Consider the following 18846-nt stretch of genomic DNA (forward strand, 5'->3'; position numbering starts at 1 on the left):
ATTTCATCTTAGAGATGACAGAATCAAAAGGATGAAAAAGGAGAGGAATGGACGATGAATTTGAGAAAATTAAGACTGTTGTTTGTGATGTGTATTGGACTGACGCTTATACTGACGGCTGTACCAGCCCATGCGAGAACCATTACGAATAATGAAATGGGTAACCATAGCGGGTACGATTATGAATTATGGAAGGATTATGGAAACACCTCGATGACACTCAATAACGGCGGGGCATTTAGTGCAGGCTGGAACAATATCGGAAATGCTTTATTTAGAAAAGGGAAAAAGTTTGATTCCACTAGAACTCACCATCAGCTTGGCAACATCTCCATCAATTACAACGCAAGTTTTAACCCAGGCGGGAATTCCTATCTATGTGTCTATGGCTGGACACAATCTCCATTAGCAGAATACTACATTGTTGATTCATGGGGCACATATCGTCCAACAGGAGCGTATAAAGGATCATTTTATGCTGATGGAGGCACATATGACATTTATGAAACAACCCGTGTCAATCAGCCTTCCATTATCGGGATCGCAACCTTCAAGCAATATTGGAGTGTACGTCAAACGAAACGTACAAGCGGAACGGTCTCCGTCAGTGCGCATTTTAGAAAATGGGAAAGTTTAGGGATGCCAATGGGGAAGATGTATGAAACGGCATTTACTGTAGAAGGCTACCAAAGCAGCGGAAGTGCAAATGTGATGACCAATCAGCTGTTTATTGGCAACTAAAAAAGTCAAAGAAAAGAGCCGGGAGCAAAACTCCTGGCTTTTTCTATCATAATTTTTCAACTTCGACTCTGCCGGAAAAGAACGTCGCACCACCGCCCATATCTGCCAAACGATCAGGCGTGAGGCCATTCACCAAATGTTTTTTGCCTTTTTGGTCTGCCCATAATCCCTGACTGACAACAACACCAGATAACACATTTTGTCCGACTGACACGATCAGCTCGCATTCTCCTCGATCATTCAGCACACGAACCATGTCCCCATCTTCAATCTGTCTTTCTTTTGCATCTTGTTCATTCATATGAAGCTTCGGAAATTTCTCTAGCTTTTGATGCTTCTCATGAAGAGAGAAGGTGGAATTAAGAAAATTATGGTTTGGTCCCGGTATAAACGTTAGTGGATAATCACTTTCCTTGAATAAAGGTACATAGGTTGGAAGGGCTGGATATCCATCTTTTTTCATTTGTTCAGAGTAAAGCTCAATTTTCCCGCTTGGGGTAGGGAGCTTTAAATCTTCGAAAGGCCCTCGTTTTGCTTTGATCCACTTTTTCTCTTTTAACGCTTGATATGAAATGTTTTCATAATGCGGATTTTCAGGATGATGAAGAGCTTGTTCCATTAGTTCCGCATCTGTGTCTTTAAAGGCTTCATCTTCAAAGCCCATCGCATGAGCCAAAAGACGAAACACTTCTGTGTTTGATTTGCTTTCTCCATAACGTTCTATAACAGGTTCTTGAATTTGAATGTAATGATGCCAGTAAGAAGTATAAAAATCCTCGTTTTCAAAGGCAGAGGTCGCTGGCAGAACAATATCCGCATAAGAGGCTGTCTCTGTCATGAACAAGTCATGGACAACCGTAAATAAGTCTTGCCGCATTAAACCGTCTCTTACTTTATTTGCTTCAGGTGTCACAACAGCCGGGTTGCAAGAGTAGACAAAAAGAGAATCAATAGAAGGTTCTGCGTTCGTTAGCACGCTGCCCAGCTGATTCATATTAAATGTTCTAGGTTCGCGTTCCTTTAATAATTCCGGTCGCTGAAGAGCGGTTTCATTATAACTAAGAAAAGAAGAGTTCGATTTCATCGCACCGCCGCCTTTGTGCAGCCATTGACCGGTGAGGGCAGGGAGACAGGAGATGGTTCGAATACTCATGCCGCCATTATCGTGATGCTGTAGCCCATTGCCAATACGAATGAGAGACGGCGTTGTCTCTGCGTACATTCTCGCAAGTGTGATGATGTCTTCTTTTGGGACACCCGTGATCTGTTCGACCGTTTCTGGATCGTACTGCTTCACATGCTCGCGAAGTTCATTGTGACCGACCGTGTAAGTCTCTAAAAATGACGCATCTGTGCGGTCTTCTTTAAAAAGGACATGCATGATCCCAAGAGCTAGCGCACTGTCAGTGCCAGGGCGAAGCGGAATGAACCAATCTGCCATCCGGCCCGTTTGGTTTTTGTGCACATCAATGACGACAATTTTGGCTCCTTGCTTTCGAGCTTTTTGTGCCAACGTGATTTGATGCATATTGGTTGAAACTGCATTGATGCCCCAAAAGATAAATAGTTTCGTATGAATGGTTTCTTCTGGGTCTGTCCCGATGCTTGCGCCCATTGTATATTTATAGCCTGTTGTTCCGGCTGACTGACAAATGGTTCGGTCTAGCTGACTTGAGCCAAGTCGATAGAAAAAGCGGCGGTCCATTCCTTCTGCATTAAGATTCCCCATATTCCCATAGAAGCTGTAAGGCAAAATGCTTTCTGGTCCTTTTTCTTCGATCAGCTTTGTCCATTTTTGACGAATGGTTTCAATCGCTTCTTCCCACGTAATTGGAGCAAACTGCCGGTCACCTTTTTGACCTACACGTTTTAATGGTGTTGTCAGACGTTTTTCATCATATAAACGAGCTGTGACATTCCGCACTTTATTGCAAATGTTTCCTTGAGTGACTGGATGATCTGGATCTCCTTGAACTTTAACGATCTTTCCGTTCTCTTTATGTATTAAAAGACCGCACTGATCAGGGCAATCTAACGAACAAACTGATTTGAATATTCCGTCTTTCATTGCTGTGTAATCGGTCATACGTTTAGCTTCCTTTCCGAATTCCGTGATCACTGTACATATGGATTTTATTTTAGCATGTTAAGACCAGGAAGGTAAGGATAAGCATATGAAAAAAAGCCCCTAATGAAAGGGACTTTTAAAAACGGGTGACCTGCACAGGAAATTCTTTGACCCCAAACACAAACGTGCTTTGAATCGGTTTCAGCTGATCTGCCGCACAGGTGATTTCCCGAAACGTACGGAGTAAAATCTCAAGTGCTAGATGAGCCTCAAGCCGGGCGAGAGGGGCACCAAGACAAAAATGGATGCCGAAGCCAAAGCTCAAATGTGGATTTGATTTTCTGTCAAGACGAAACGTATCTGGATCGTCAAACTTCCGTTCATCACGATTTGCAGATGCCACCCAGCTGATAAGATAGTCTCCTTTTTCAATGTGAGAACCGGCAATCTGAACATCCTCTGCTGCAACTCGCCCAATCGCTTGAACAGGCGGATAATAGCGTAGCGTTTCTTCTGTCAATTGAGGAATGAGAGACAGGTCTTGCCGCACTGATTCGGCGATATGCGGCTGCTCTGTTAAAAGTCGTACGGCATTTGTGATTAAATTCGTTGTTGTTTCATTACCAGCAACGAGTAAGAGTATACAAAAGCCAAGCAGTTCATTTTCTGATAAACGCTCACCGTCAATTTCCGCTTGGATGAGAAGAGAGATTAAATCATCGGCTGGCATTTCTTTTCGTTTTTGGATCAAATGAGCAAAGTACTCTGACAGCTCTTTTTCTGCTTGTTTTTGCATGTCGACAACGGCTTGAACAGCTTCTTTTGAATCATCTTTGGCTCCTGCAACTAGAGCATCTGAATGTTTTTTGATCAGCTCTCTGTCTTTCACTTCTGCACCGAGAAGCTCGGCGATGATCATGACAGGTAGGGGAGCGGCCAGATCTTGCACAATATCGAAGGTCCGTTGATCCTTTACTTGATGTAATAGATCATGGGTCAAGTCTTTGATCTTTTCTTCTATTTGTTTGATCGCTTTTGGCGTGAAGGCTTTATTGACGAGTGCTCTCATTTTGGTATGTTTTGGAGGGTCCATTGTTAAAATACTCGTTTTAGATGTGCTTCTTCCTCGCTGTGATGAAAACACTTTTGGCTGCTTCAGAACAGACTGAATATCAGCATATCGAAAGAGATCCCAGCACTTTCTCGTTTCATCGTATCGAATATCACCCTGCGATCGTAATTCATTGTAGATAGGGAATGGGAAAAGAAGGTCATCAGTAGATCGGATTTCTTTCATTGGGATGACATTGACGTAATTTTCTTTTACTTTCATTATGAACGCTCCTTTTTCACTTGATTTCCCTTTCACGGTATCACCACGAAAAACGCATTTCAACGGACATGTTTTCTAAAATATGTCAATAGTCTAATCGAAAGATTCAAACACATTCATCCTATAGGAAAATAGAAAGTCATCAAAAATGATAGCGCTTACTAAAAACTAGAATTGAAGTCACCGAAACCAAAAATAAAATGGTGAATTCAGTCGAACGAAAGGGTACTATGATTCAAATCTGTATAGTTCTTTTGATCTAAATTGATGATTTGAAAAAACACGGCTAACATACATACCGCAAGCTGTTCAGCGCGTATTCGGGACTTTTGAAAAGCGCTGGCTCTTTCTTGACACGATTTCTCATCATGTTACGATAACTAACGTGCGAAAAACACGAACAAAAAGCGAACAAGGGAGAGGATCAATATCATTGATCAAAAGAAAGTTGCTTTCATTGGAGCAGGTTCTATGGCGGAAGGAATGATTGCAGGTATTGTGCGATCAGGTCAGATGCCGCTCAGCCAAATTTACGCAACAAACAAGCAAAATAAGCAGCGATTAAACGAACTAACGAAACGCTACGGAATCCAAACAGCCACAATGGATTCATTTCCTTTTGAAGAGATGGATATGTTGATCCTGGCAATGAAGCCAAAGGATGCTGAAACAGCACTTGAATCATTAAAACCTCATATTCAGAAAGATCAGCTCATCCTGTCTGTGCTTGCAGGTGTGAAATCATCGTATATTGAAGACATGCTGCATGAAGGGCAGCCTGTTATGCGAGTAATGCCAAATACGTCAAGTACGATTGGGGCGTCGGCGACCGCTTTATCTGCTGGACGTGATGTGAAAAATGAACATGTAAGCATGAGTCGAGCTCTTTTATCTGAAATGGGAGAAGTATATACCATTCAGGAAGAGCAAATGGATATTTTCACAGGAATTGCCGGAAGCGGTCCAGCTTATTTTTATTTCTTAATGGAAAGAATCGAAGAAGCTGGAGAAGAAGCTGGCTTATCAAAAGAAATGTCCCGTCAAATCGGTACACAGACACTTCTCGGTGCAGCGAAGATGCTGCAAGAAACAGCTGAAAATCCTTCTGTCCTCAGAGAAAAAATTACGTCACCTAATGGAACAACGGCTGCAGGACTAGATGCATTAGATGATTTTGGCGGAGGAGAAGCCATCAAGCAGGCCGTCAAACATGCCGCCAATCGATCAAAAGAAATAAGTGAACAGCAAAAACAAAAAGTAACGATATAAATAGAGCCTCAATACAGGAGTGATAAGGTGTACGCAGATAAAGAGAGAAAACGAATTGTTGTGAAAATCGGAAGCAGCTCTCTTACTAGCTTTCAAGGTGAGATTAGTTTAAAAAAACTAGAAAACCTCGTCAATCAAATTGTAAAACTCAAAGATGAAGGACACGAAGTCATTTTGGTCTCATCTGGTGCGGTTGCAGCTGGTTACCGAAAATTAGGATTTATTGATAGACCGAAAACACTGCCAGAAAAACAGGCGTCTGCCTCAATAGGGCAAGGGCTTTTAATGGAGTCATATTCTACTTTATTTTTATCGCACGGTTATATTGCTTCACAGCTATTAATTACAAGAAGCGATTTTTCAGATGAAACGCGCTATCAAAATGTGCGAAATACAATGAATGTGTTATTAGATCGAGGGATCATCCCGATTATTAATGAAAATGATACAGTGACGATCAATCGGTTGAAGTTTGGAGATAATGATACATTGTCTGCAAAAGTAGCTGGACTGATTGATGCGGATTTCCTCGCTATTTTATCTGATATTGATGGCTTGTATGAAGATAACCCTCATACAAACCCGAATGCGAAGAGAATTCTAGAAGTCACAGAAATCACAGAAGACATCGAAGCAGCCGCTGGAGATGCGGGAAGCAGCGTTGGCACAGGCGGAATGAAATCAAAACTCGATGCCTTTAAAATTTCAATGGCCGCAGGCATCAATGGCTTTTTGGGAAAAGCCGATACGCCTCACATTTTAGACAAAGCCATTAATGGGACAGAGGACGGCACTTATTTTACAGCTGACGAAAATTTAGCGCCGCTGAATTATAAAAAACAGTGGATTGCTTTTCATTCTGGCCCAAAAGGCGAAATCGTTGTTCAAGAGAAAACACAGGAGCTTCTCATGCATCGTGAGAAAAGTCTGGATTCTGACGGCATAGTCGATGTAAAGGGTTCGTTTAAAAAAGGCGATGTTGTCCGTATTTTAGATCAAGATGAAAGAGAAATAGGGCTTGGCATTGTCAATTATGCGTCCGACGAACTCGCACTGAACGGTGACTTGCTACAGGATGAAGTGGTGCATGTCGTAGATCTTGAAGCGTTTGTTTGTCATTTAGATTTATCAATACCAGTTTGCTAATCATAAGGGAGGAATTTCATGACACTGACAGCTGAAGTTGTCACATCGGTCAAAGAAAAAGCGAAAAAAGCAAAGCACGTATCAAAAAAACTAGGTTTACTTCAAACAGAGGAAAAAAATGAGGCGCTACTGAAAATAGCAGAAACGCTCGAACAGCAAAGTGATTTTATTTTACAGGAAAATCAAAAGGATTTAGAGGCAGGAAAAGAAAAGGGCTTCTCTGAAGCATTAATGGATCGATTAATGTTAAATGAAGAGAGAATTCATGAGTTTGCGGAAAGTTTGCGGCTTGTGACGAGATTAACAGATCCTGTTGGAGAAATATTGGATGAATGGACTCTTGAAAACGGCTTACATGTGAAAAGCCGAAGAGTACCGCTCGGCGTGATCGGGATGATCTATGAAGCGAGACCGAATGTCACTGTCGATGCAGCAGGGCTTGCCCTCAAGGCAGGCAACTCAGTGATTTTAAAAGGCGGTTCCTCCGCTATTTCTTCCAACAAAGCCATCGTCCGCGTCATTCATGAGGCATTGGATCAAACAAAGATCCCTCGTGATGCGGTACAGTTTATTGAACAAACAGACCGTTCATCGGTTCAAGCGATGTTTCATCTAAAAGAGTGGATTGATGTTTTAATCCCGAGAGGCGGGGCTTCTTTAATCAAAACCGTTGTAGAAGAATCGACCATTCCAGTTCTTGAAACAGGGACAGGGAACTGCCATATCTTTATTGATCAAACAGCGAATGTAGAAAAAGCCATTCAGATTGTCATCAATGCGAAAACAAATCGTCCGGCCGTTTGTAATGCGCTTGAGACTCTGATCGTTCATCGCGATTGGCTGAAAGAAAATGGTGCAGCATTGAATGAAGCACTGCTTCAGCACCAAGTCACTGTGCACGGGGATCAAGACGCTCAATCCTTCTTTTCCGAAGCGGTTCCTGCGGAGGAAGTGGATTGGACAGATGAGTATTTAAGTCTTGATCTTGCGGTGAAAGTCGTTGACTCAATTGAGGACGCCATTCACCACATTGATCAGTACGGAACGAAACATTCAGAAGCCATCGTAACAGAGGATGAAAAAAACGCACAAATCTTTCTAAACGAAGTCGATGCGGCCGCTGTTTATCATAACGCATCTACACGTTTTACAGATGGCGGTGCACTAGGATATGGCGCTGAAATTGGCATTTCTACTCAAAAACTGCACGCAAGAGGGCCAATGGGACTTCCTGCACTGACAACAACAAAGCTGCTTCTATCTGGTGATGGTCAGATTAGAAGCTAGAATGAATGTAACGAACACTACCTTTCTTCTTGGGGTAGTGTTTTTTTAGTGTATGAGAAAAGAAGAGAGAAAAAAGGGGAACGACATGGAAACGATGCTGAAGCACTGACAACTCTTGAAAAAGAAGACAAAGGGCTAAAATGAAGTCCATTTTAGCCCTTTGTCAACAATCTAGTTTTTTTATGAACTTGAACGGTCTTTTTTCATGACTTTCTCAAATTTGAAAAATTCAAATGTCTCAGGCGCTAAAGGGTCATTTTCTTGATTCTTCTCATGAGGGAAGCTCGGATCTGGATGGTGTAAGTGATAAAACTCAACAATCTGAAACCCGCATTTGTTCACATAAAAATGAATGTTGCGCTTTTCAAAATAAGGAGTGACAACTTCCCACACCTTCGTTTCTGGATATTGCGCCTCAATGGCTTTCCATGCTGCCTGACCAATGCCGCGGCTATGAGATGATGAAGAGATATATAATAGGTCCACCGAATTGCGGTGTGTGTGATGGTTGATTTTTAAGACAACCCCTCCTGCCTTTTGACCATTTAGTAAAATATGATAGACAAGGTTCTCTGTCGAATAAAAAGATTCATCAATCGACTCATCAGGAGGAATTGGTCCACCTTCTGCATCGCCAAATGCATCAATGATGCCAGCTGTGAAAGCATCTTGCAGTTCTTTTTTCATCAAAGGGAAGTCCTCTTGTTTTGCAAGTGATAATGTGACTTGATCTTGTGCGATTTTGTTCATGTGTAAATCCTTTCTCCACATACGTGGTGTTTATGCATGTTATCATAAAGGATGGAGTAACTCCATAGTCAAGAAAGGAGCCCTAAAAATGATGAGCGATGTTCAAAAAACATTTTTAACTGGAGAATTTGCGTCATTATTTGAAGTGAAAAAAGATACACTGCTCTATTATGATAAAATCGATTTGTTTAAGCCGGCAGGTGTTCAGGAAAATGGGTACCGTTATTATACATTTGAACAATTTGATCATTTCATGGCCATTCAATCCCTTCGTGCTGTTCAATTTCCGATCAAACAATTAAAACAATACTTTACTGAGCCTTCTCAGGAGAAATTGCAAAGCCTTGCGGTTGAGCAAGCAGAAAAGGTCGGGGAGGAGATCCAAAAACTACAGGATATTCAATCTTTTCTTTTTCGTGTGATCGAGACAACGAATGAATTATCATCAGTGAAAACAGGGGAGGTCTTGTTTCAAGAACTGCCAGAAGAACCGATCGTCCTCAGTACATCAAACCCAATTGATTCAAACACACCTATAGAAGAAATTTCTCGAATTGTAGGAGAATTTCTGAAAGGGATTGGTATTAAAGGTGCGGCGGCAAATGGTTCTATTTTAAACAAGGAGCAGTTTTTGCAGCGTCATTATCATCAATCTGATCGGCTGTTCTGCCGAATGGAAGGACCGGATGCAGTCAAAAAGCCAGCGGGTCTATATGCAGTCATGTATCAACAAGGAACATATGAAGAAATGGAGACTGCCTATTCACGTTTATTAGATCACATCGAAGCAGAGGATATGATACTGGATGGGGATGTCTTTGAGGAGTATTTACTTCATTCTCTGATGTCTAAAAATGAAGCGGATTACATGACGAAACTTAGTGTGAAAGTCAGAAAACGGGAAGCTTAAGGCATCACAAAAAGGATAGACAGGCATTTTTACATGCTGTCTATCCTTTTTGGTGCTGTTTAACCGACTTGGTTTTCGGCAAATTGACTCATATAGAGGTCTGCATAAAAGCCTTTTTCTTTCAAAAGCTCACGATGAGTTCCTTTTTCAATGATCGTGCCATCTTTCATAACTAAAATGAGATCGGCATCTTTAATCGTTGAAAGTCGATGTGCAATAACGAAGCTTGTTCTGCCGTTCATTAATTCATTCATTGCTTTTTGAATATGCATCTCTGTCCGTGTATCGACACTGCTTGTTGCTTCATCTAAGATTAATATCTTCGGATCAGATAAGATGGCACGGGCGATGGTTAACAGTTGACGTTGACCTTGTGAGAGGTTGCCGGCATCTTCTGTTAAGAGTGTGTCATATCCATCTGGAAGGGTGCGGATGAAATCGTCTGCATAGGCATGTTTAGCGGCCTTCAACACATCCTCTTTTGAAACATGCGGTCTACCATATGCGATGTTGTCATAAATTGTGCCTTCAAAGAGCCATGTATCCTGAAGAACCATCGCAAATAAGTCACGTACTTGCTCTCGGCTGAGGTCGGTTGTTTTTACGCCGCCAATGCGAATGGAGCCTTGATCTAGCTCGTAAAAGCGCATTAACAGATTAATAATCGTTGTTTTTCCAGCGCCTGTTGGCCCAACAATGGCCACCGTTTGTCCTTCTCGGACTTGTAAATTCAAATCTTTAATAATGGGTTGATCTTTCTCATAACCGAAGTGAACGTGCTCAAAGGCCACATCTCCGGAAAGGGATTTAAGATCAATCGCTGCATCTTCTTCCGCATGTTCTTCTTCCTCATCCAGAATTTCAAACACCCGTTCAGCTGAAGCGATAGCAGATTGAACTAAGTTTGCAACACTGGATGCTTGCACAAGCGGCTGCGACATTTGCTGTGTGTATTGGATAAATGCTTGCACATCCCCAACACGAATATTCCCGTTAATGACAAGAATTCCGCCAGCAACACTTACCGCCACATAGCCAAGATTCCCAATAAAGGTCATCATCGGCATCATTAAGCCGGAGATAAATTGTGCTTTTCTTGAAGATTCATATAGTTGTTCGTTTAATTGATCAAATGTATCAATGGCTTTCTTTTCATAGCCATACGCACGAACCGTCTGATGTCCTGTGAACATTTCATTAATATGTCCATTGATCATCCCTAGTTCTTTTTGCTGTGCTTTAAAATGCTTTTGCGAAAATGATGTAATGCCTCGAATCGCAAACAAACTGAGAGGCAGCGTCAAACAAACAAGCAGCGTCAGTAGCGGACTGATGAAAAGCATCATGACGACAATTCCAATGACTGTAATGACAGATGTGATCACTTGTGTGAGTGCCTGCTGTAAAGAAGTATTAATATTATCAATGTCGTTCATCACCCGGCTCAGCGTGTCTCCATGTGTTGTTTTATCAAAATAACGAAGAGGGAGACGTGTGAGTTTGTCACTCGCTTCTTGTCTTAGTTCAGCAATGGTCTGCTGCGAGACACCCGCCATCACATATTGCTGCACGAATGAGAAGAGAGAAGCCACGACATATAATAGAACAAGCAGCAATAAAATGCGTGAAATGACGTCAAATTGAACACCAGTTCCTTGTGTAAAACTTTCAAATAGGGAAGAGGTGGCATCCCCAAGTAATTTTGGACTGATGACATTAAAAACGGTTGAACCGATCGCTGCAATCAGGACAACGATCAGCTGAAATTTCCTCGGTTTTAAATAGCCCGTTAAACGAAGAAGTGTTTTTTTAAATTCCTTCGGTTTTTGTACTGGGCCCCTTGGGTGACCGCCTTTATGTCCCATTCCAGAAGACATTTTTTTACTCATCCTTGCTCCACCTCCTGACCTTCCTGTGATGCGACTATTTCTTGATAGACAAGGTTATCTTTCAGTAACTGTTCATGTGTACCGATACCTGCTATTTTTCCATCATCTAACACAATGATTTTATCGCTATGCTTCACTGTGCTGATTCTTTGAGCCACAATAATCAAAGCAGCATGCTCTTTTTCAGCTTCTAGTGCTGACCGAAGTTTTGCATCCGTTTTGTAATCAAGGGCAGAGAAGCTATCGTCAAACAAGTAGAATGCAGGTTTTCTTACGAGTGCTCTTGCGATCGAAAGACGCTGCTTTTGACCGCCAGAGAGATTCGAACCCCCTTGGTCTATCTCTGCGTGAATTCCGCCATCTTTTTGCAAAACAAATTCTTCGGCCTGTGCCGTCCGCAGTGCCTGCCAAATCTCGTCATCTGTTGCATCGTGTTTGCCAAAGCGCACATTATCAGCAATGGTTCCGCTAAATAAAATGGCTTTTTGAGAAACATAACCCATCTGACTTCTCAGTTTCTCTTGAGGCAATTCTCTAATATCGACACCATCTAATGTAATTCTTCCTTCTGTTGCTTCATAAAAACGTGTCATCAGCTGAAGAAGGGTCGTTTTCCCGGAACCTGTACTGCCAATGATCGCCGTCGTTTCACCCTTTTTGGCTTCAAACGTCATGTCTTGAACGGCTGGTTTTTCAGCATTTGAATAATAAAATGACACATTCTCAAAGCGAATGGACTGGGCCGGCTGATCAAGTTTAGTGACAGCTTCTTTTTTGTCTTTAATTTTTGGTTCTAGATTTAACACTTCATTCATCCGTTTAGCTGATGCCTGAGCTCTAGGCACCATAATAAAACTCATAGAAAGCATAATGAGTGCCATTAAAATCATCATCGCATATTGAATGAAGGCGATCAGATTCCCGACTTCCATCTGTCCGGCATCAATCCGATTAGCGCCAATCCAGACAATGCCGATATTCGTGAAGTTCATGATGATGAGCATAAAAGGAAACAAGTACGCCATTAATCGATTGACCTTAAGGCCAGTATCCTTATACGATGTATTGGCTTCTTGAAAACGTTCCTTTTCGTCATCTACTCGGTTAAACGCACGAATGACCCGAATGCCTGAAAGCGACTCTCTCATAATCAAGTTCAGCCGGTCCGTTTTTTTCTGAAGCTGTCCAAAGAGGGGGATCGCTTTTCTTGACACCAAATAAATGAACCCGCCAAGAAGGGGAAGAGCTGCTAAAAAGATGAGAGATAACACAGCATCTCTAGATACAGCCAAAATAATTCCACCAACGAGCATAAGAGGTGCCCGTGTCATCATTTGTAAGATCATGATCGTGACATCTTGAACTTGTTTCACATCATTTGTTGATCTTGTAATAAAGGAAGATGTCCCGATTTTTTGAAATTCTTCTAATGAGAATTGTTCGACATGCACAAACAGCTGTCTTCTCATATCACGCCCGAAGCCTAGAGCTGTCTTAGATGACAAGTAGGACTTCCAAATCGTGAGCAAGATGGCAAGTAAAGAACAACCCACCATCCAGCCCCCAACTTTCCATATATAAGCGACATCTCCTTGGACGATCCCGACATCAACGATATCTGCCGTAAGCGTCGGTAAATACAGCTGGAGCATACTGCTTAAAAAGGTGAGAATCACAATGGACACAACGGATAGCCGATAGGGCTTTAAAAACGATAAAATTGATTTCATACGAATACCTTTCTTCCATATAGTCTGTTGTTCTGTAACCCATCATATACAAAGAGGGATTATTTCTACAAATGAAATGTCTTGTTTTAGTGAATTATTTATATTGTTCAATTTTAGAAAAGAAATCCTTCACAAACACATAAAAATCATGGGCAGAAGGAGACATTTCTCGCGATTTAGATGCAATAATGCCAACCGTTCTTCTCACTTGAGGAAAATCGATCGGAATTTTCACTGTAAATCGCGGTGTTGTTTCATAAAAGGCACTTTCGGGTAATAAGGTAACACCCATTCCTGCCGATACGAGACCTTTTATGGCATCCAAATCTTCTCCTTCAGATGAAATGGTAGGCTCATAGCCTGCCTGCTTGCAAGCATCAACCGCAATTTGTCTCAGCACATACCCTTCAGGAAATAACACGAAATGATCCTTTCTTAAATCACTTAAATGAATGCTCCTTTGTCCGCTAAAGGGGTGGCTAACCGGTAAAAGGGCATAAATGCTTTCAGAAAACAAAATATTTCCTTCTATTTGAGAATCGTTTGTCGGTACAGGTCCTAAAAAGGCAAGATCGATATCACGATTTTTAACGGCTTCAATGAGAAACTTATAGGAACCTTGCCGAAGTAAAAAATCGACCTCTGGATATTCCAGCTTAAATGCGGAAATGACAGAAGGGAGCACTTGGCTTGCTAGACTTGTAGGAAAGCCAATATTCACCGTCCCTTTGTGCGGATCTAAGTATTCATCAATTTGCTCTTTTGCGTAATCAATGGCTTTGAGTGCAGTTCTGACATGATCTAAAAATTGTCTGCCGATCTTCGTTAATTTGATATTTCGTCCTTCTCGTTCGAATAAGGCCACTCCAAGTTCTTCTTCTAAATTGGCAATCTGCCGGCTGATGGCAGATTGGGCAACGTGTAAGTTTTCAGCCGCTTCTGACACGTGTTCACGGTCTGCGACTTCTACAAAATAACGTAACTGACGAAGCTCCATTTTTGCACTTCACACCCATCTATCTCAAAAAGAGATTGTTTTGATCTAAATTATATATTGTTTATATCAATTTGAAAACTTAAAATAAGTTACAGAGTTTGTGAGATTTTATTACTGTGAAAAACGGATCTTTTAAACGGGGGAGAGAAACGATGACTTATAATCAACTACCACAACCACAAGGTCTCTACCGTCCTGAATTTGAACATGATGCATGTGGAATCGGACTGTACGCCCATTTAAAAGGGGAGGCGACACATAGCATCGTCAAAAAGGGATTACAAATGCTGTGCCAGCTTGATCACCGCGGCGGGCAAGGCAGTGATCCGTATACAGGTGATGGTGCCGGTTTAATGGTACAGCTGCCAGACGCTTTCTTTAGAAAGAACTGCAAAGAATTTGCACTTCCAGAAAAGGGCCGTTACGGGGTAGGAATGGTCTTCTTTTCAAAAGATGATGACGAAAAAACGCGTCACGCCATTGAACAGAAAATCAACGGGTTCATTAAACAAGAAGGTCAAACATTAATTGGCTGGAGAACGGTTCCTGTCGATGCAGGGAAAATTGGTACTGTCGCAGCGAAGAGCTGTCCGGTTGTGAGACAGGTCTTTATCGGAGCAAACGACAACATTACAGACCGTTTGTCATTTGAACGAAAACTATATGTCATCCGTAAGCAGGCTGAAAACTGGGGAACAGCAGAGGAAAAACAATTTTACTTTGTCAGCCTGTCGAGTCAAACCATCGTATATAAGGGGCTTTTAACATCAGATCAAGTCGATGCTTTTTATCTTGATCTACAGGATGAAACATTTGTTTCTGCATTTTCACTCGTTCATTCAAGATTTAGTACAAATACATTCCCGACATGGGAACGAGCGCATCCAAACCGTTACTTAATTCATAACGGAGAAATTAACACATTAAGAGGGAACATCAATTGGATGAGAGCAAGAGAACAACAATTCGTGTCTGAAGCCTTCGGAGAAGATCTAGACAAGATTTTGCCAGTGCTGAATGCAGACGGAAGTGATTCATCCATTTTAGACAATGCCTTTGAATTTTTCGTGCTTGCAGGGCGTACTCCTGCTCATACAGCGATGATGCTGATTCCTGAGCCGTGGACGGAGAATACGCACATGTCTAAAGAGAAACGGGCATTTTATGAATACCATAGTTCATTAATGGAGCCGTGGGATGGCCCGACAGCGATTTCGTTTACGGATGGTAAACAAATCGGCGCCATCTTAGATCGTAACGGATTAAGACCTGCGAGATACTATGTGACAAATGACGATCATATCATTTTCTCATCTGAGGTCGGCGTCATCGACACAAATGAAGAAGATGTGAAGTATAAAGACCGTCTTGAACCAGGTAAAATGCTGTTAATCGATTTAGAAGAAGGACGCATTATTTCGGATGAAGAAGTGAAATCTTCGATTGCGAATGAACTTCCTTATCAAAAATGGCTCGATGAAGAAATGGTTCACGTCAATCGCTCGGAAGAAAATTCAGAAAATTCTAGTATAATGAGTGATTTGTTAACGCGTCAGCGTGCTTTCCATTATACGTACGAAGACATTCAAAAGTATTTAATTCCTTTACTAGAAGAAGGCAAGGACCCAATCGGCTCGATGGGAAGTGATACACCGCTTGCTGTGTTATCAGATCGTGCGCAGTCGCTGTTTTCTTATTTCAAACAGCTGTTTGCTCAAGTGACGAACCCGCCAATTGATGCCATTCGTGAGCAGCTTGTCACATCGACCATGACTTGGTTAGGTGCTGAGGGAGATATTTTACATCCAAATGAATATTCATGCCGAAGAATTAAACTTTATACACCCGTTTTAACAAGCGGGCAGTTCAACGGCTTGAAAACGATTGTTCATAACGCCTTTAAAAGCAAAACGATTCATACACTTTTCACTGATGACCTAAAACGCGGTCTTGATGCGATGTTTGAAGAGGCAGAAAAAGCCATTCGTGAAGGGGTATCTTTACTAATTCTTTCTGATCGTGACATGACGGAAGAAAAAGTGCCGATTCCACCACTTCTTGCATTGAGTGCACTTCATCAGCATCTTGTGCGTCAAGGCTTACGAACAAAGGTGAGCTTAATCGTCGAATCTGGAGAAGTAAGAGAGGTTCATCATTTTGCCGCACTGATTGGCTACGGTGCAGATGCGATCCATCCGTACCTCGTTTACGAAACATACAAACAGCTTATTGCTGAAGAAGCGATTGCGATTAGCTTTGATGAAGCTGTCACAAAGTTTGGGAAAAGTGTGACTGAGGGCGTAGTTAAAGTAATGTCTAAAGTGGGAATTTCCACTGTCCAAAGCTATCGAGGCGCACAAATTTTTGAAGCGGTCGGCATTAGTGAAGATGTCATCCAGGCGTATTTCACAGGAACAGCTTCTCAGCTAGGCGGTATTGATCTTGACACCATTGCAAATGAAGCAAAGCTTCGTCATGAGGCTGGGTATCAGGCATCAACAGATCAAACGCTAGAATCAGGCAGTGAGTTCCAGTGGAGAAAAAATGGAGAGCATCATGCCTTTAACCCAAAAACCATTCATACCCTTCAGTGGGCATGCCGCAACGAAGATTATGATCTATTTAAGCAATATACGAAGGCGGCGGATGAAGAACGAATTGGTTTCCTTAGAAATCTATTTGCTTTTCGTTCAAAACAAAAGCCAGTTCGTCTAGAAGAAGTTGAATCTGCTGAATCCATTGTACGCCGCTTTAAGACAGGTGCGATGTCATTTGGTTCACTAAGTAAAGAAGCGCATGAAGCACTGGCGATTGCGATGAACCGAATTGGCGGCAAAAGCAACAGCGGAGAAGGCGGGGAAGACCCTGCACGCTTCACAGTAGATGAGCACGGGGATGATCGCAGAAGTGCAATTAAACAGATTGCTTCTGGCCGCTTTGGTGTGAAAAGTCATTATTTAGTCAATGCAGATGAACTGCAAATTAAAATGGCGCAAGGTGCAAAGCCTGGAGAAGGCGGACAACTGCCAGGGAATAAAGTATATCCTTGGGTCGCAGACGTACGTGGTTCTACGCCAGGTGTTGGCCTAATCTCACCACCGCCTCACCATGATATTTATTCAATCGAGGATTTGGCTCAATTGATCCATGATTTGAAAAACGCAAACCGTGACGCACGCATCAGTGTCAAGCTAGTTTCTAAAGCTGGCGTTGGAACGATTGCAGCAGGTGTTGCAAAAGGGACAGCGGATGTCATCGTAATTAGTGGATATGATGGCGGTACTGGAGCTTCTCCGAAAACAAGTATTAAACATACAGGACTTCCTTGGGAGCTTGGATTGGCAGAAGCGCATCAAACCCTTGTCTTAAACGGCCTTCGAGAGCGAGTCGTTCTTGAAACGGATGGCAAATTAATGACAGGACGCGACGTTGTCATGGCTGCGATTTTAGGAGCAGAAGAATACGGCTTTGCGACAGCTCCACTTGTCGTATTAGGATGCGTCATGATGAGAGCATGTCATTTAGATACTTGCCCAGTCGGAGTCGCTACTCAAAACCCAGAACTTCGCAAAAAATTCATGGGTGACCCTGATCACATTGTCAACTTCATGATGTTTATTGCAGAGGAAGTAAGAGAAATTTTAGCTGAACTTGGCTTTACATCAATGGATGAATTGATTGGGCGTACGGATGTTTTATCAGTAAGTGAAAGAGCAAAAGCACACTGGAAAGCAGGACAGCTGAACCTTGAAACCCTGCTATATCAGCCAGAGGGACCACGCACATTCAGAACGCCGCAAAATCATAAAATTGATGAATCACTGGATATGAATGAGATTCTCCCTTATGTACAGGAAGCGCTCGATCATCAAACACCGGTTGATCTGTCACTAAACATTCGCAACATTCACCGTGTAGCTGGAACGATTACGGGCAGTGAAGTGTCTAAGCGCTACGGAGAAGAAGGTCTGCCAGAGGATACGATCACACTTCGGTTCACTGGTTCAGCTGGACAAAGCTTCGGCGCATTTGTTCCAAAGGGGATGTCTTTATATTTAACAGGTGACTCAAATGACTATATCGGCAAAGGACTCTCTGGAGGCAAAATTGCTGTCAAAACATCTGATCACTTTGTACAAAATGGACATGAGAACGTGATTGTCGGTAACGTTGCATTTTACGGCGCGACAAGCGGAAAAGCGTATATTAACGGTCGTGCAGGTGAACGATTTGCCGTTCGTAATTCAGGTGTCAATGTGGTCGTTGAAGGAATCGGTGATCACGGCTGTGAATACATGACTGGCGGACGTGTTGTCATTTTAGGTGACGTTGGGAAGAACTTTGGCGCAGGGATGTCTGGCGGTATCGCTTATGTGCATACATCCGATGCAAAACAGTTCAAAAGAATGTGTAACATGGAAATGATCATGTTTGAAAAACTCACAGATCACGAAGAAGAACAAGAAGTGAAGCAAATGATTCAGGAACACCTTGATTATACAAACAGCTCAAAAGCAGCAGCGCTTCTAGAGAACTGGGCACAAGAAAAGAATCAATTCATTAAGATCATTCCGAGAAATTACAAAATGATGCTTCAAAGCATTGAGGAACAAAAACAAGCAGGCCTCAGCCACGAGGAAGCTGTTATGTTCGCATTTGAAGCAAACACAAAACCGAAAAATAAAGAAACGGCAAACGGGCAAAAAGCAGCCGTCGCTCATTAAGA

12 protein-coding genes are annotated in these 18846 nt (G+C 42.2%); 6 read left to right on the plus strand and 6 right to left on the minus strand.

The window, feature by feature from the left end; translation table 11 throughout:
* Positions 1-54 precede the first annotated feature (54 nt).
* A complete protein-coding gene (locus EBQ12_RS13915; protein WP_007500674.1) occupies positions 55-741 on the plus strand; it encodes a glycoside hydrolase family 11 protein in 687 nt (228 codons plus the stop codon).
* Positions 742-787: 46 nt separating this feature from the next.
* On the opposite strand, the gene EBQ12_RS13920 is transcribed toward EBQ12_RS13915, so the two are convergent.
* Positions 788-2827 carry a molybdopterin oxidoreductase family protein gene (locus EBQ12_RS13920; RefSeq protein ID WP_125590402.1) on the minus strand — a complete coding sequence of 680 codons (2040 nt, stop codon included), beginning with the start codon at positions 2825-2827 and terminating at the stop codon, positions 788-790.
* A gap of 118 nt (positions 2828-2945) precedes the next feature.
* Positions 2946-4142, minus strand: coding sequence for a cytochrome P450 (locus tag EBQ12_RS13925; protein ID WP_125590404.1), 1197 nt, complete (start codon positions 4140-4142; stop codon positions 2946-2948).
* Positions 4143-4613: 471 nt separating this feature from the next.
* On the opposite strand from EBQ12_RS13925, the gene proC reads away from it, so the two are divergent.
* Genes proC through EBQ12_RS13940 form a run of 3 tightly spaced genes read left to right on the plus strand, consistent with a single transcriptional unit; the run spans position 4614 to position 7844 of the window.
* Complete coding sequence (proC, locus tag EBQ12_RS13930) at positions 4614-5411, plus strand: pyrroline-5-carboxylate reductase (protein ID WP_019743319.1); 798 nt, start codon at positions 4614-4616, stop codon at positions 5409-5411.
* Positions 5412-5438: 27 nt separating this feature from the next.
* Positions 5439-6557, plus strand: coding sequence for a glutamate 5-kinase (gene proB, locus EBQ12_RS13935; protein ID WP_019743320.1), 1119 nt, complete (start codon positions 5439-5441; stop codon positions 6555-6557).
* An 18-nt stretch (positions 6558-6575) separates the two neighbouring features.
* Complete coding sequence (locus tag EBQ12_RS13940; RefSeq protein ID WP_046343747.1) at positions 6576-7844, plus strand: glutamate-5-semialdehyde dehydrogenase; 1269 nt, start codon at positions 6576-6578, stop codon at positions 7842-7844.
* Between the two features lie 180 nt (positions 7845-8024).
* On the opposite strand, the gene EBQ12_RS13945 is transcribed toward EBQ12_RS13940, so the two are convergent.
* Positions 8025-8594 (minus strand): GNAT family N-acetyltransferase, encoded by a 570-nt coding sequence (locus EBQ12_RS13945; RefSeq protein ID WP_072368380.1) that lies wholly within the window; start codon positions 8592-8594, stop codon positions 8025-8027.
* 88 nt (positions 8595-8682) lie between these two features.
* Between EBQ12_RS13945 and EBQ12_RS13950 the strand changes: the two genes are divergently transcribed.
* On the plus strand, positions 8683-9504 hold the full coding sequence (locus tag EBQ12_RS13950) for a MerR family transcriptional regulator (protein ID WP_125590406.1): 822 nt from the start codon (positions 8683-8685) through the stop codon (positions 9502-9504).
* A gap of 59 nt (positions 9505-9563) precedes the next feature.
* Here the strand turns inward: EBQ12_RS13950 and EBQ12_RS13955 are convergent, their stop codons facing one another.
* The 3 genes from EBQ12_RS13955 to gltC form a co-directional block, all read right to left on the minus strand.
* Positions 9564-11393 carry an ABC transporter ATP-binding protein gene (locus EBQ12_RS13955; protein ID WP_125590408.1) on the minus strand — a complete coding sequence of 610 codons (1830 nt, stop codon included), beginning with the start codon at positions 11391-11393 and terminating at the stop codon, positions 9564-9566.
* Positions 11390-13123 carry an ABC transporter ATP-binding protein gene (locus tag EBQ12_RS13960; protein ID WP_125590410.1) on the minus strand — a complete coding sequence of 578 codons (1734 nt, stop codon included), beginning with the start codon at positions 13121-13123 and terminating at the stop codon, positions 11390-11392. The genes EBQ12_RS13955 and EBQ12_RS13960 overlap by 4 nt, the downstream gene beginning before the upstream one ends.
* Positions 13124-13217: 94 nt before the next feature.
* The gene (gene gltC, locus EBQ12_RS13965) at positions 13218-14120 is read right to left on the minus strand and encodes a glutamate biosynthesis transcriptional regulator GltC (protein ID WP_125590412.1); all 903 of its coding nucleotides are present in this window, start codon (positions 14118-14120) and stop codon (positions 13218-13220) included.
* A 152-nt stretch (positions 14121-14272) separates the two neighbouring features.
* Here gltC and gltB point away from each other — a divergent pair, with 152 nt between their 5' ends.
* A complete protein-coding gene (gene gltB, locus EBQ12_RS13970) occupies positions 14273-18844 on the plus strand; it encodes a glutamate synthase large subunit (protein WP_125590414.1) in 4572 nt (1523 codons plus the stop codon).
* Positions 18845-18846: the final 2 nt, after the last annotated feature.

It is taken from the genome of Bacillus sp. 2B09 (assembly GCF_003946835.1).
Taxonomy (GTDB): Bacteria; Bacillota; Bacilli; order Bacillales; family Bacillaceae; genus Bacillus; species Bacillus altitudinis.

Coding starts and splice junctions, on each gene's coding strand:
- EBQ12_RS13915 (WP_007500674.1), top strand. CDS start 55: ATGAATTTGAGAAAATTAAGACTGTTGTTTGTGATGTGTATTGGACTG.
- EBQ12_RS13920 (WP_125590402.1), bottom strand. CDS start 2,827: ATGACCGATTACACAGCAATGAAAGACGGAATATTCAAATCAGTTTGT.
- EBQ12_RS13925 (WP_125590404.1), bottom strand. CDS start 4,142: ATGAAAGTAAAAGAAAATTACGTCAATGTCATCCCAATGAAAGAAATC.
- proC (WP_019743319.1), top strand. CDS start 4,614: ATGGCGGAAGGAATGATTGCAGGTATTGTGCGATCAGGTCAGATGCCG.
- EBQ12_RS13940 (WP_046343747.1), top strand. CDS start 6,576: ATGACACTGACAGCTGAAGTTGTCACATCGGTCAAAGAAAAAGCGAAA.
- EBQ12_RS13945 (WP_072368380.1), bottom strand. CDS start 8,594: ATGAACAAAATCGCACAAGATCAAGTCACATTATCACTTGCAAAACAA.
- EBQ12_RS13950 (WP_125590406.1), top strand. CDS start 8,683: ATGATGAGCGATGTTCAAAAAACATTTTTAACTGGAGAATTTGCGTCA.
- EBQ12_RS13955 (WP_125590408.1), bottom strand. CDS start 11,393: ATGAGTAAAAAAATGTCTTCTGGAATGGGACATAAAGGCGGTCACCCA.
- EBQ12_RS13960 (WP_125590410.1), bottom strand. CDS start 13,123: ATGAAATCAATTTTATCGTTTTTAAAGCCCTATCGGCTATCCGTTGTG.
- gltC (WP_125590412.1), bottom strand. CDS start 14,120: ATGGAGCTTCGTCAGTTACGTTATTTTGTAGAAGTCGCAGACCGTGAA.
- gltB (WP_125590414.1), top strand. CDS start 14,273: ATGACTTATAATCAACTACCACAACCACAAGGTCTCTACCGTCCTGAA.